Here is a 14,036-nt window from a genome sequence, read left to right on the forward strand (position 1 = left end):
CCTTCAGGCGGGGCCCAGCGGGGACTGGTGTGCGAAGTAGGCGACGACCAAGCCGATGATGATGGCGATTCCGAGGGCCCATTCCCGCAGCCAGTTCAGCTTCAGTTGCCGGGCCAGGTACAGGCAGGCCGCCATGACCAGCGCGGACACGGCCACGATCAGGGCGTGGAGGCCGCTCTTGGGGAGCTCGGCAACGGCCAAGGAGGAGAAGGCGCCCAGCAGGGCGGCCGAGGGCACGATCGCCATCAGCACGGGGTTCACCCGCCGCAGCTTGGCATCACCCCGCTTCAGGAGGGGCGTGAGCACGAGGGTTGCGACCATCCACATGATCCCGGAGAACGACATCGCGAAGAACGCGACGGTGAAGACCTCAGCGGTCCAGGTGTCGCCGCCGAGCTCCGCCCCCACGGTCCCCGCGGCCAGTTGGGCCGAGGCTGTCTCCGTCGCCGCGGACCCCACCAGTCCGATCCGCACCAGGATCGCCGGGGTCCCGAAGAGGGCGAGCAGGGCCACCGCCACGATCACGACGGCCAGGGAGGGTCCGATCGAGGCGATGGCCCCGGACCGGAAGGACGCCCGCAGATCAGCCTTGGTGAACCCGTGCTCGGGACCGGCGAGGCTGGCTGCACGCATGTAGATGAGGCTCTGCACGCCGATCGCGGCGAAGATCGCGATCGCGCAGACCCACAGGACGGGCGAGTTGATGATGTCCAACGCGGCTCCTGTCGGCAGGTGACGTGGTCAGTAGGCTCACGTCAGGAGGGTCGGCGCCGTTCTGCCGACCGCGGCCGTGGGGCAGGGTCGTCGCCGGGACAGCGCGCCGCAGGTGGGGTGGTGTGTTGCCGTCGATCCAGTGCGGGGCGCGCTTGATCATGCGCGGCAGTCTAGGTCGCAGGACCTGGCCACACAATGGGGTGATCGGGTGTTTTCGCACCAGGAGCCCCACCCGTACCGGTGTTTGCTCGAGATCCCTTCACGGGTCGGGACGAGTGTCGGGCGACGCTCTGAGTACCCCTGCTCAGGACAGCGTGGCTGTTCTGCGTTGGGATGGGGGATGCTGGCCCAGGCGCCGAGGCAGCCGCACAGCGGGGCCGGGCGGACGGCAGAGGGCGGTGCGCAGGCGATGGGAAGGCGGTTTCTGATGGAGGCTCGCGCTGAGGCGTTGGGCAGGCTGGTCGAACAAGGGGTGATCGACCGAGGGCAGGCCGACGCGGTCCTCACCGCATTGGCTGCGGCCGAGGGGCGCTCTGGGGCGAGGGGCCGCTGGGCGGAGGTACTGGGCTATGTCGGCGGCGGGCTCGTGTTGGCGGCCGTGGGCACGTTCATGGCCACCGCATGGGACGTCTTGGACACCGGGGTCCGGATCACGCTGCTCGCGGTGGTCGCCGCTGTTCTCGCCGCCGCGGGGTTCGGGATGGCCGGAGGCCCAGCCCTGCTGCGCCGGTCGGCGGAGACGGCCCCGGTCCGCCGCCGGATCGGCGGTGCCCTGTTCGCGTTGGCGGCACTCTCCGCGGCCTTTTCCGTCTCCGAAGGCGCGGGGGAAGCGCTGCCCCCGGGGTTCGTACCGAGCGCGCCCGTCTGGGCATCCGCTGCCGGGCTGGCCGTTGCCGTGGCCGCCTACGCGTTGCTGCGCTCCGCGCCCGGACTGGTGGCCGTTTGGGGCATGAGCGCATTCCTCGTCGGTTTCGGGGTGCAGGAGGTGGTCTACGAGTTCGTCGGGCAGGACAGCGGGGGCGGTTTCTCCTCGACCGGGTCGCAGATAGCGTCCTCGGCGGCCGGCGCGGGCCTACTCCTCCTCGGCGCGGTGGGGGTCGCCCTCGCGGCGGTGGGCGTGCTGCGCGAGCAGGGGACCGCGGTCGGGCTCGGCGCGGTAACCGCCTACGCGGGCGCCCTGATGCTGGACACTCCGGTGAACCACGTCGCCGAGCTCGCCGTCGCGGCGGTCCTGTTCAGCCTGTTCGCGCTCTGGCGCGCGGCGGCGCGCGGCCCCGGCTCGGCGCTCGTGTTCGGCGTGCTCGCCGCCACGGTCGCGGTCCCGCGGCTCGTCTGGGAGCTCACCGACGGTGAGGTGTCGGCCGCCGGTGTCCTACTCGTCGCCGGCGCCGTGCTGCTCACCGCCAGCGCGGTCGGCATCCGGCTGCGCCACCGGGCCGCCGCGAAACCGGCCCGCCCCAGCGCGGCACCGGGCGCCCCGTAGCGGGCCAGCTTAATAAGTCTGCTGATGCCCTCAGCAGTAACTTTGCCTTTCGCGTCCTCGACGTCACTCGTATCGCCTCCGTGGCGTCAAGCGATCCGCTACGGCCGGAGCTGGCCCGCTACGACTTCAGCGAGTTCGTCCACAAGAGGTCGTGCGCAAACCCCCCAGGGGCGAGTGACAACAGCCGAGCACGCGGGACAAGGGAGTCCGCGGTGGCCGGACTCGTACAGCACGGGGTCGCTGTGCTGACCGGTGGGCCGACGGAGAAGAGAGCACAAACTCGGAGACGGGTACGCGGGCCGGTAGCGACACCGGGACCGCGCTCCGGGCCGACTCAACCGTGCCTGGTTGTTCCGCACTCGGACGCCCCACCGGGCAGCAGAGTTCATTCCTGCCGACTGTGATCAGACCCCCCGGTGCGAGGCGGGCGCCAACGTCGAAGGTGCGTGCGTGACTCGTACGCTTGCGGAGAGGGGTAGGTGACCAGTTCTATGGTGGTGCCCCAAGGGGTCCGGGCATAGACATACCGGTTTCCTTCTCCCGCGTCGCCTCCGGGAAGTTCACCAGGTGCACTCAGCAACCGGCCCCCGGCGCCCTCCAGACGGCGTGCTGCCGCGTCGATCTCGTCGACGTAGATACAGATGTGCTGAAGGCCGTAGTCGCTTGGCCGGACAGGATCGCGTTGGTCCGTTCCCGAGTAACTGAAGAGCTCGATGTTGGGGCCGTTCCCCAGTCGGAGCATCCGGATCGCGGTAATGACAGCCCCGGAGGGTATGCCCAGTCCCGCCTCGACAGCAGGACCGGCGAGGGGCTCGTCGAGCATGTCGTAGATCGCTTCAGCTCCGAACGCTTCGGCGAAGAAGCTGGTCGCCATTTCCATGTCCGGTACGGTGATCCCAACGTGTTCGATGGCGCGGACATTCATTCCTGCTCTCCGATCCTTGCAGCAGTCCAGAACCCGGACTGCGTAGCCTCGTACATACGTCCACCGCGAGCTCTCGTGCCGATACTGAAAACTCGTTCGTCGTCAACGAGTTCTGCACGGAAGGATGAGCCGACCCGACCGGTGGCCACCAGCACTGTTCCGGTTTCTGGAGGGGTGCCCATGGTGGTCACCTTCACAGCGAGTTGTTCTAGGATCTGCGTCAAGTAATCGCGTTCCATGTCGTTGGAGTCGATTCCCACGTCCTGCTTGGGAGAGACGAGTTCGACCGACTTGCCGTTCTCTGCGAGCCAGACTGCTGTGAACAGTGCGGCCTCGGTCTCACCGAACACTGTGACCGCGGAGGTTTCCGGAAGCCTCCCAGCTGTCATCATCTCGACGACGTCTTCCCCTTCCTGGTCGGAAACTGTTCCGGTGGCAAGCAGGATCGTGTCCCATTGTTCGGTGTCGATCGTGGTCGAGTCCTCGTTCAATCGAACCTCGACCCCGGCCCTGGCGACTTCTGCTTCGTAGAAGGAGATCAGGTTAAGCACCTCGTGGCGGTGAGGGGTCGCCGCCGCCCATGCGTGGAGCTGTCCACCGAGGCGGCCCGCACGTTCCACAAGTGCGACTTCATGACCGCGATCCGCTGCCAGGATCGCCGCTTCGCACCCCGCCGGCCCGCCGCCGACGACCAGCACGCGATGTCTCTTGGATGCGGTACGGCGCGCTTCCGCCGCTCGGCGCTCCTGGCCGAGCATGGGGTTGATGATGCACTGTGTGGACTTTCCGTTGAACATCCACCGGGAGATGCATTCATTGGCTGCCAAGCATCGGCGCACATGGCTCGTGTCACCGCGTCGTGTCTTAGCCGCGGTCTCCGGGTCGGCCAATCCTGCTCGGCCCAGTGCGACGAAATCTAGCTCTCCGTCCTTCACCGCGTCCGCCATGTCATCCAGCAACCACGTCAGGCGACCGACTGCGATGACGGGCACAGAGACTCGACGCTTGACAGCCTTGGCGTAATCAATGAGAGATCCGGGCTGCACCATCGGCAGCAGTGTCATGGCCGTGTCGTAATTCCCGGCACTGACATCGAGCGCGTCTACGTGCGGTTCCAGCATCTCGCAGAAGGCGAGACCGTCCTCAAGTGTCAGCCCGCCTTCATACGGCTCCTCCACGCTGAGTCGATAGATCAGTGGAACTTCCGGACCGATCTCATCTCGGACACGGCGAACCATTTCCAGGGCGAACCGTGCCCGGTTTTCCAAGGGCCCACCCCACTGGTCCGTCCTCTTGTTGGTGAACGGGGACAGGAACTGGCCCGGCAGGTAGCCATGGGCTCCGTGAAGTTCCACTGCATCGAACCCGGCTGCGACGGCTCGGCGCGCACCCTGGACATACTTGTCGATGAGACCAGGGATCTCGTGCTCCTCGATGGCACGTGGTGCCGTGCCGAAAGCACTGGTGATCCCGGCAGTCGGAGCGATCGGGGGTTCGTTCCGCTCCGTGTTGCCCCGAGAGTTCTGGCGGCCAGTGTGATGCAGCTGAACCGCGATCTTCGCGCCCTCGCCCTGCACTGCGGCGACGAGGTCTGCGAGTCCGCCGATGAATCGATCATGATCAATCCGGATGGGGTGCCCGACAGTCCGACCGATCTCCCAGTCGACGGAGGTATTCTCCGTGATGATCAATCCGGCTCCGCCTCGGGCTCGTGCACGGTGGTACTCGATGAGTTTTTCACTGACCTCCCCGAACGTGCTCGCGAACTGCGTGAAGATCGGGGACTGGACCATTCGGTTTCGGAGCGTCATGGTGCCGATCTGGCCCGACTCAAAGAGCGGCCCCGTCCGCTGCACAGCAGTTGATGGGCGAGTGTCTTCAGAAATATTCATTTTAATACTCCGCCGTTCGTTCTTTCATCCCCATTATTCTTGGATCTGTTGCGGACCGCATGCCACTGAGCGCACACCTCGCCGCGATGAGTGCACATCACCACGTGGCGTCCGGGTAACAGGCGCTGAGGTGATCCCAGCGGGTTTCATGTCAGGCGACCGGGTTCGAAGCGTGTGAGCACGCGAGCGGCTCTGGCGCTATTCCCGATCTCGCTGGGGATGACAGAGATGTGCTGCACGGGCCGCCGCTGCTGGGCTGGCAGCGCGAACCCACGCTGTCCCAGCCAGCGCACACCCCGTTGGGGAGAGGTCTCGGAACCCGCTCAGGGCGCGGTTTCCAAGGGCCAGTGGCGGCCCCTGCCCTGGCTGCTTGACGGCGGGGAAGGTCCTCCTCGCGGAAGGTGCGCAGAGCCGTGGCTGCCTGGTGGAAGCAGGTCAGGTCACCAGATCCCTTGCGGGTGCCGTGCAGCTTGCGTTCGGCGGTGAGGAGGCGCGAAAGGAAGAGAACGGCTTCTCTGGGGATGCCGAGGGTGGCAACACAGGTGGCCGCGTGGAGTTTTTCACGGTAGCCCGGCAAGATTCGATACCTCGCCTTCTACCTGGGGCTCCACGTCTATGCCTGCCGAACAGACGTTCCTCCCCTTGTGTTCGTTTTGCTGCTTTCATCCCACTCCAAAGCCGCTGGGATCACCTCACTGGGCGGGGCGCCGTACTCGGCTCGAAACGCGCGGCTGAAAGTGGAGGGGCTGGAGAATCCACATGCATCCGACACTTGTGCGACAGACGGGCTGCTGGTCGTCGTCAGCAGGTGGCGTGCCCTCTCCAGCCGACGTCGGCGCAGGTACTCCGCTGCTGTCTCACTTGTTTCCTGGAACAGCATGTGGAGATAGCGCAGCGATATGGCACAGGCCTTCGCGGCGCCGTCAAGCGACAGGGTCGAATCGTGGAGCTGCTCGTCGAGGTAGCTCTTCACCTGGAGGAGCAGCACATCGCGTGACCCGGATCGCTCTCCGCACACAGACGCCAATACAGCATGTGCTAGGTCGAGCAAAAGGAATCCGGCGCGAGCCGCTGTGGTTCGGTCTTGGGTGTGACCCCGTGTCGTCTCCATCCAGGAGGTCAAGAGCTGAAGGCTCGGGGAGGGATCGATGGTTTTAGGGCCGTCGCGGAGAAGGCTCTGGAAGGCTGGGGCGACCGCCGCTCGGGGAAGGAACAAGGTCTGCTTCGTCAGCGCCGCAGCGCTGTAGCACTCTGCAGGCTGGGAGCTGTCCCACAGGGCTGCCTGCCCAGGGCCGACTCTTGCCTGCAGGCCCCGCTGGGAGAAGACTTCGGTTCCACCGCGGACGATGAGCATGGCGACGTATTGCTCCGCAGTCTCGTCGATTTGGCGCCTTCCGCGGTGTCCCACCATGCGGTCCACCTGGCAGTCGACGAACCAGGGACCACCGGTGTCCGCCCTCAGACTCACCTGGGAAGTCATGATCGTCGACGGAGAGTCGACATGGAGTGTCCACGGCAGGTGACTGGTGCGGAAATCCTGAAGTAGGCCATGCTCCGATCCGCTCGACCCGAGCGGTGATGCTGTGGGTGTACCGGATGTGTGGCGGGTAGCGCTCAGCTGGAGCGTCGGTCGGTGTATCGTCTTGCCGGCCGTCGTTGACGTATCGGTGGGGATCATTTCGTCGACCTTCCTCATTGACCTCATCAAGACACGCTGGAGGCCAGCAGCGCGATGCTGTAGACGGTGCGAAGTGAAATACGGTTTCTCGTCCGACGGTTCCGCCCAGCGCTCGAGCAGCGCAGGAAACGATCTCGTCAGCTCGGTGAGCAGGGTGAGGAGTACGGCAGCGGCCAGGAATATAAGGACCGGGTCTTAAGGAGAGGGTCCGCTGACACCGGCGCCGGTCCAGAGGTGCTTCACCGTTGCCGCGGAAGTTCGGGATCGCGAACAACACGGCTGCGGCGACGATCGCGATGCCCGTGCCGTCGAGCCTGCCCACTGGCACAGATGGGGCCGCGGCCGGGATCGCGGGCCCGAAAACGAGCAGCGCGGCGCGCTTCAACGGTGAGCTGGCCGCCCCGATAGCCTTTCTGGCCGCCAATGCAGGTGGGGTGCTACTGGACGTCATGGGTGCCGAGCCTTCCGTGGGCTTGGGCCTCTGGCAGGTCCGGGCCTCTCAGGGATCTGGCCCGCCCGGGGGAAGCCACAGCCCCGTATCGCTGCGGGGAGCCGCGGCTTCGTCCTTGCCGATTCCCGCATTCAAAGGAGAGGTCGCCCAGCTCCCGGAGAAGCTTCCGCGGGCTGAGGAGGCAACCCAGAGCACCTTTGAACGCTATGCGTACAATGTGAACGCTATGCATCACATTAAAGAGTGTCGCAGCTCACAAGTAACGTCAAGCTTTCGGGGGTCAAAAGCTGAGGTTACGCGCTTGCCTGGGCCGCTCGCCCACCGATGGGCACGGCCGCGGCATCCGTCCGCCGGACATGCCCTGCCCGTGCGGAGACAGGTGGGTCAGACGCGGTTCGGTCCCGGCGGATACCCGGGCACCAGCCCACACACGCAGCAGCTCCGTATCGAGCCCGTACAGGTAGCCTGGGGAACCGCGTGGAGCCTTTCATGGCGGCCCGGTGGAGATTCGACACCTCGCCTTCTACCTGGGGCTCCACGTCTGTGCCATGGGAACGGTAGATCACCCTTGTATGCACGTCTCGTCTTGGTTGCCGGTTTCCTGCTGCTCCCAGCCGCTGAACTCACCTCACGAGGTCCGGAGTATTTCCCTAGGAGTTCTCATCCACCAGTACGGGTGCGCGTCCTCAGACCAACAGACGAGCTCACCAGCGCCTCAAGCCGGGCTGCCGGAGGCGTTCCAGTGGTTCGCCGAACACGGCGAGAAGGGCTTGCTCGGTGTCAGCCCTGACCTGTTGATGGCGGATGCCGTTATCGCTCCCGTCCTGCGAATCTTCGCTCACCAGGAACTCTGGCGATGGGCTCACGACCAGAGCCAGGCGGTGGTCGGGTGGCAGCCGCTGCCCTTCCTTGACGGACGCACTTCCCGATTGCTGTGGATCAACACGACGGGCACCGGAGCGATCGGTGGCGCCGTGGTCGGTATCGGGGGCCCCAGCAGCTCCCCCTTGGCAGCAGCCGGGAAAGGAGCTGACACGGAGGACAACCTTGTCGGGGTCTTCCCCGGTGACAGTGCCCCCGCCCGCGCAATTCGCGGGCGGCTGGCCTCTCTGCTGCGCAGTCCTCTCTCGGTGCGGATCCAGGGCCCGCAAGGAGTGGGGAAGGACTTCGTCGCCTCCCGTCTCATCGACCGCCATTGCGCCGACAACCCTGCCCGGGTCATGGATCCTCTGGTACTGCGAGGTGACCAAGCGCCCGGCGATCAAGTGTGGTTGGCGCGCTTGCATGACGCTGTCGGCCAGAGCCGTCCCGTGCTTTTCCATGACCTCGACCGCGTCCCCGAGGCTCGGATCCACCAGTTCCTTCCGGCCTTGCAGAAGGCACGGGAACGAAAGGTCACCGTCGTGGCGACACAATCGCTACAGGCCAGCGAATTCGCCGAACGCATGTGGGCGCGTGTCTTCCGGGACACAGTTCAACTTCCCGGATTGGACTCCCGGCAGGAGGACATCGAGGCCGTTGCCCTGGCACTGTGGCGTGCACATTTCGGCAGGAGAGCGGAGCTCCAGCTCTCTCCTGACGCCGCAAGACTGCTCGCGGGCGCGGAGTGGTCCGGAAACGTCGCCGAGCTTGAGGCCGTGCTGCTGGAGGCGCGCCGACGGTCGGGGGGAGATCGGATCGAGGCGTGGTCGGTACGGGTCCCCGTTCGCCAGGGAGCCTTGACGACCAACCGGATCGAAGCCGCCGAGTACGAAGCGATCAAGGATTCCCTCAGCCGCTGCAAGGGGAACAAGAGCGCCGCGGCCAGCCTGCTCGGAATAGCCCGTTCTACGCTCTACCGCAAGATACGGCTTTACGGGATCAAGGATTCCTGATCAAGAGTGCCTGAAAGGGTTCAGGTCGGTGCATACCTGAGGGACGGCACCCATGCGTTCGGAGCCCGCAGTGGTCGTACACCACCGCTACTCCACGGACCTGACCGATGCTGCATGGGAGCTGATCGCCCCACTCATCCCTCAACCAGATGGTCGGCCCCGCTGCACGAACGCCGGGAAATCACCAACGCCCTGGCCACGACCGCCGCCAGATCCAGCGCCTGCACGTGAGCACCTTCGCCGGCCGCGCTGGAACGCTCTTGCAGGTCATTGACCCGACCAGGTCGCAGATCGATCTGCTGGCCAAGCTCGGTATACCCGCCCCGAACAGGTCCTGGATCTTCACCGCACCTCACTGACCAGTAGGGCACTCTGCCGCCCAGAGAATCGCTCACGGGCGGCCAAACTCATGTCCTACCAGGTCATGCCCAAGATCCCATGCTCTTGAAGGCCTGAATTGCGCGGAACCCTGTAGAGATTCTTAAGCCCCCTGTCAAGACAACGGAGTGTCCCAGATCGACACACCGAGCAGTGACCCAGGACACATACGTTCGCCTCAGCAGTCAAGTTCCGCTGTCCTTCGGAACGCAACACGAGGAGCAGGAGGACGGATCTCATGGCCCTGAAAGAGAGCCCGGCAGGGAGCGCCCCGCCTTCACTAGCCACCGAAACGACGATTGACCCGCGCCAACTGCGTAACGCGTTCGGAAAGTTCTCCACTGGCGTCACCGTGGTCACCTGCCGCACACCTGGGGGCACACCCCACGGCGCCACCGTGAACGCGTTCACCGCGGTGTCCTTGGACCCCCCGTTGGCCCAGGTGGCGTTGGTCCGCGGCAACAAGGCGGCCCAGTACCTGGAGGACGCGCCGTTCGCGATCAACATCATGTCCAGCAACCAACTCGATGTCTGCCTCAACTTCGCCGGCAAGCCCATGAACAGGCCTCCCCAATGGCGCAACGAAGGCGATATCCCCGTCCTACTCGGCAACGCGGCCACCCTCGAGTGCAAGCCGTGGGCGATCTACGACGGTGGCGACCACATCATCGTCATCGGACAGGTGATCGCTTTCGAGGTCAACGACGTGGACCCGCTGCTGTTCGTATCCGGCAAGTTCCGCGAGGTCGGGAAGTTCTGCGACGCCGCCCCTTGGGAGGCCTCCGGTGACAGCCTCGCCATGGGTTGGTTCGAGGGCTCCACCACGTTCGGTGCCTGATCCAGCCAACCGCTCCGCACCTGTGCAGGAGCACGATCCGTCCACCCCAGAGAAGGAGATGACAGCACCATGACCCCCAATCAGGACTCCCGTAAGGCCGACGCGTCCGACCGCACCACTCCAGCCAACCCTCAGCTGCCCATGACCGGCAACGAGTACATCGAGTCAATCAAGGACGGCCGGGAGGTCTACCTGCACGGCGAGCGCGTCCGGGACGTCACCACGCACCCGGCGTTCCGCAACTCAGTCCGCATGGTCGCGCGAATGTACGACGGTTTCCACGATCCGGCGACCTCCGACAACCTGCTCTCCAAGACCGACACCGGTAGCGGCGGCATGACCCACCCGTTCTTCAAGGTGCCCCACTCCGTGGACGACCTCAAGGAAGCCCGCACGGCGATCGAGACCTGGGCGCGGATGAGCTATGGATGGTTCGGCCGCTCTCCCGATTACAAGGCGTCATTCCTCGGAACCCTGGGCGCTATGCCGGATTTCTACTCCCCATACCAGGAGAACGCTCTCCGCTGGTACAAGGAATCTCAGGAGAAGGTTCTCTACTGGAACCACGCCATCATCAACCCCCCGGTCGATCGGCACCTTCCGCCGGATCAAGTCGAGGACGTGTTCATGCGCGTCGAAAAGGAAACGGACAACGGCGTAGTGGTCTCGGGAGCTAAGGTCGTCGCCACCGGTTCAGCGATCACCAACTTCAACTTCATCTCCCACTATGGCCTGCCCATCAAGAAGCCTGAGTTCGCAATCATCTGCACCGTTCCGATGGACTCGCCGGGAATCAAACTGATCTCGCGCACCTCGTATGCCCAGAACGCGGCCGTGACTGGAACCCCGTTCGACTACCCGCTCTCCTCTCGGATGGATGAGAACGACGCCGTTTTCATCTTCGACAAGGTTGAGGTGCCCTGGGAGAACATTTTCGCCTACGGCGACCCGGACCAGATCAACGGCTTCATGCCCAAGACGGGGTTCATCCAGCGGTTCACCTTCCAAGGCTGTATCCGGCTGGCGGTCAAGCTTGACTTCATCGCGGGCTTGTTGCTCAAGGCCTTGGAGATCAGCGGCACCCAGGACTTCCGTGGTGTTCAAGCCAGGGCCGGGGAGGTCATCGGTTGGCGCAATATGTTCTGGGCGCTGGCCGACGCGATGATGCTCAACCCGGACGAAGGCCCCAACGGGTCGGTGCTGCCGAAGATGGATTACGGCCTCGCCTACCGAATGTTCATGGCCCAGGGATACCCGCGGATCAAGGAGATCATCGAGCAGGACGTCGCGTCCGGCCTGATTTACCTGCCCTCGGGGGCGATGGATTTCAAGAACGCAGAGATCCGCCCCTACCTGGACAAGTACGTGCGCGGATCCAACGGTATCGAGGCCGTCGACCGGGTCAAGCTCATGAAGCTGCTGTGGGATGCGATCGGATCCGAGTTCGGCGGCCGTCACGAGCTCTATGAACGCAACTACTCCGGCAACCACGAGAACGTCCGGGTTGAGATGCTCATGAACGCCATGAACAACGGCACCACCGACACCATGAACGGCATGGTCGAGCAGTGCATGTCCGAGTACGACCTGGACGGCTGGACCGTGCCCGACCTATTCAACAGCGACGACGTCAACATGTATCTCAGCCGGAACAAGTAAACAGCCGTACCCGCGAAGGCATGAACTAGCAACAGACATATACATTCACTTCACCCAGAGCGCCTGATTGGACGCTCTGGGTGAAGTTGATCGTATCCAGCGGCCCTGCCCATGAGGCAAGAAGAAGCTTCCAATGGCGGAAGACACGGCGGATTTTCGCAGAAGGAACAAGGGCAGCGCGGCCGAAGCCGGTTCCCAGCAGGGGTATTGCAAAGTCGGTAGCGGACCGCATCGGGACCTTCCCCTCCCTCGCCCGACTTTGCCACAGCCCTGGGTCGACCCCACCTGTGACGCAGAAAGGGGCCCACCGAACGGTGGACCCTTCTGTGTACTGCTACTTCTCTGTCGGGACGGCGGGATTTGAACCCACGACCCCTTGACCCCCAGTCAAGTGCGCTACCAAACTGCGCTACGTCCCGTCCGCTGAGCGGCCGCCGCCTCCGGCGCCGCCAACGGGGATGACTCTATCGCATCCCCGGGGCCCTCGCACCACGGATTCCGCGCTCCGAACCGCGCAAGAACGGTCAAGCGGCGGGGAGGGCACCGGGAACATACTGGTCACATGACCGACCCCAGCACCGAACCGCCCTCAGGGCGTGACCGCCTGCGTGAACTGATCGACGCGGTCCTGGACGAGGGCAACCCGCGCCTGGAGGACATGGCCGGGCAGGCCCACTCCTCTCCCTTCCACTTCAGCCGGATGCTGTCCCGGGACACCGGCGAGTCCCCGGTGGCGCTGCGCCGCCGGGTCCTGCTGGAGCGCGCCGCCTGGGAGATCGGGCAGGGCACCAGCGTCACCGACGCGGCCTTCGCGGCCGGATACGAGTCGGTGGAGGGGTTCACGCGCGCCTTCACGCGCGCCTTCGGCCATCCGCCCAGCGCCACCACGGCGGGCAGCGGCCGATGGCTGCCCGCGCCGAACGGCGTCCACTTCCACCCGCCGCTTCATCTGTGGGTGGAGGAGAACCCGAGGAGCCGACCCGGTATGGACCTGACCGCCCTGCAGACCCACCACGATGTCGACGACACCGCGTTCCTCATCAGAATGGCCGCTGACTTGCCCGAAGCGGAGTTCCGACGGGTCCGAGAGCCCGACCGGACCGTTCTGACGTGGGACGGACCGGAGGGGTCGATCGCCGCCACCCTGGACCACCTGGTGTGGACCAAGGAGATCTGGCTCGCCTCGATCGAGGGCTCCGACGTGCCCGAGCGCGGGGCCGACGATCCGACCTCTCTCCGGGCCCGCAACGAGGTGGCCGGGGCGCGCTGGCTCGCCGCCGTCGACGACATCGGGCGGCGCGGAGCTTGGGGCGACCGGCTCATCGACGCCCTGTGCGACCCGCCGGAGAGCTTTCCGCTCGGCGGGGTGGTCGCGCACGTCCTCACCTACTCCGCGCACCGCAGGCAGAGCGTCCGCCACATGCTGCGCGCGGCGGGGGTCGAGGTCGGCCACGGCGACCCGCTGGAGTGGCTGCAGGACCGGCACGAGACACCGAAGAAACCGGGGAACACGCTATGAGCAGGACCATCTACAACACCGCGACCAGCCTGGACGGGTTCATCGCCGACCAGGACCACTCTCTGGAGTGGCTGTTCACCGCGGACCGCGAGGGCCGCGAGCAGGCCGGGGCCGGCGAGAAGCCCGGAGGCAGCGAGGCCGAGCAGGAGATCGACACGTTCATGGCGCAGGCGGGGGCCGTCGTGATGGGCGCCACCACCTACGAATGGCTCCGCCAGGAGATGCCCGACGAGCCCTGGCCGTACTCGATCCCCGCCTGGGTACTCACCCACCGGGACCTCCCCCGGTACGAGGCCGACATCCGCTTCGCCAGCGCCGACACCGACACCCAGCTGCGCGACCTGCACAAGGAGTGGGTCAAGGCCGCCGACGGTCGCAACGTGTGGCTGGTGGGCGGCGGCAAGCTCGCCGCTGATCTGGCCCGGCTCGACCTGCTCGACGAGGTCGTCGCGACGATCGCGCCGGTCACCCTGGGCGCGGGCGCACCCCTCATGGACGGCCGGGTGAAGCTCGAACTCCTGGACGTGCACAGGACGGGCCCCTTCGCCTCCACCCACTACGAGGTCGTCAAGGCCTGATCCGGACCAAGCAACAGCCACGAACCACGTCAGCCCCGGAGGGATAC

10 protein-coding genes and 1 tRNA gene are annotated in these 14,036 nt (G+C 65.5%); 6 read left to right on the forward strand and 5 right to left on the reverse strand.

Going from position 1 to position 14,036, the window contains the following annotated elements; all coding sequences use genetic code 11:
* Nucleotides 1-3 precede the first annotated feature (3 nt).
* Nucleotides 4-714 (reverse strand): DUF5058 family protein, encoded by a 711-nt coding sequence (locus ACYVD1_RS11255; RefSeq protein ID WP_460771088.1) that lies wholly within the window; start codon nt 712-714, stop codon nt 4-6.
* Nucleotides 715-1,141: 427 nt separating this feature from the next.
* On the opposite strand from ACYVD1_RS11255, the gene ACYVD1_RS11260 reads away from it, so the two are divergent.
* Complete coding sequence (locus tag ACYVD1_RS11260; RefSeq protein WP_460771090.1) at nt 1,142-2,197, forward strand: DUF2157 domain-containing protein; 1,056 nt, start codon at nt 1,142-1,144, stop codon at nt 2,195-2,197.
* Between the two features lie 385 nt (nt 2,198-2,582).
* Here ACYVD1_RS11260 and ACYVD1_RS11265 read toward each other — a convergent pair whose 3' ends face one another.
* The 3 genes from ACYVD1_RS11265 to ACYVD1_RS11275 all read right to left on the reverse strand — a co-directional run bounded on the left by ACYVD1_RS11265 (nt 2,583) and on the right by ACYVD1_RS11275 (nt 6,710).
* Nucleotides 2,583-3,122 carry a VOC family protein gene (locus ACYVD1_RS11265; protein ID WP_460771092.1) on the reverse strand — a complete coding sequence of 180 codons (540 nt, stop codon included), beginning with the start codon at nt 3,120-3,122 and terminating at the stop codon, nt 2,583-2,585.
* Nucleotides 3,119-5,014 carry an oxidoreductase gene (locus tag ACYVD1_RS11270; protein ID WP_460771094.1) on the reverse strand — a complete coding sequence of 632 codons (1,896 nt, stop codon included), beginning with the start codon at nt 5,012-5,014 and terminating at the stop codon, nt 3,119-3,121. Before ACYVD1_RS11270 ends, ACYVD1_RS11265 begins: the two co-directional genes overlap by 4 nt.
* Before the next feature lie 613 nt (nt 5,015-5,627).
* Nucleotides 5,628-6,710 carry a helix-turn-helix domain-containing protein gene (locus ACYVD1_RS11275; protein ID WP_460771097.1) on the reverse strand — a complete coding sequence of 361 codons (1,083 nt, stop codon included), beginning with the start codon at nt 6,708-6,710 and terminating at the stop codon, nt 5,628-5,630.
* 1,203 nt (nt 6,711-7,913) lie between these two features.
* Between ACYVD1_RS11275 and ACYVD1_RS11280 the strand changes: the two genes are divergently transcribed.
* From ACYVD1_RS11280 to ACYVD1_RS11290, 3 genes are all read left to right on the forward strand, one after another.
* Entirely contained in the window at nt 7,914-9,017 is a 1,104-nt protein-coding gene (locus ACYVD1_RS11280) for a helix-turn-helix domain-containing protein (RefSeq protein WP_460771099.1), read from the forward strand.
* A 616-nt stretch (nt 9,018-9,633) separates the two neighbouring features.
* Nucleotides 9,634-10,233, forward strand: a complete 600-nt coding sequence (locus tag ACYVD1_RS11285) for a flavin reductase family protein (protein ID WP_460771101.1) — start codon at nt 9,634-9,636, stop codon at nt 10,231-10,233.
* A 69-nt stretch (nt 10,234-10,302) separates the two neighbouring features.
* Nucleotides 10,303-11,892 carry a 4-hydroxyphenylacetate 3-hydroxylase family protein gene (locus ACYVD1_RS11290; RefSeq protein WP_460771104.1) on the forward strand — a complete coding sequence of 530 codons (1,590 nt, stop codon included), beginning with the start codon at nt 10,303-10,305 and terminating at the stop codon, nt 11,890-11,892.
* 345 nt (nt 11,893-12,237) lie between these two features.
* Here ACYVD1_RS11290 and ACYVD1_RS11295 read toward each other — a convergent pair.
* A tRNA-Pro gene (locus ACYVD1_RS11295) sits at nt 12,238-12,311 on the reverse strand.
* Between the two features lie 143 nt (nt 12,312-12,454).
* On the opposite strand from ACYVD1_RS11295, the gene ACYVD1_RS11300 reads away from it, so the two are divergent.
* Together ACYVD1_RS11300 and ACYVD1_RS11305 are read left to right on the forward strand one after the other, a co-directional pair.
* Nucleotides 12,455-13,411 (forward strand): helix-turn-helix domain-containing protein, encoded by a 957-nt coding sequence (locus ACYVD1_RS11300; RefSeq protein WP_460771107.1) that lies wholly within the window; start codon nt 12,455-12,457, stop codon nt 13,409-13,411.
* Entirely contained in the window at nt 13,408-13,989 is a 582-nt protein-coding gene (locus ACYVD1_RS11305; protein ID WP_460771109.1) for a dihydrofolate reductase family protein, read from the forward strand. Before ACYVD1_RS11300 ends, ACYVD1_RS11305 begins: the two co-directional genes overlap by 4 nt.
* The last annotated feature ends 47 nt before the right edge of the window (nt 13,990-14,036 follow it).

The organism is Nocardiopsis nanhaiensis (assembly GCF_054778635.1).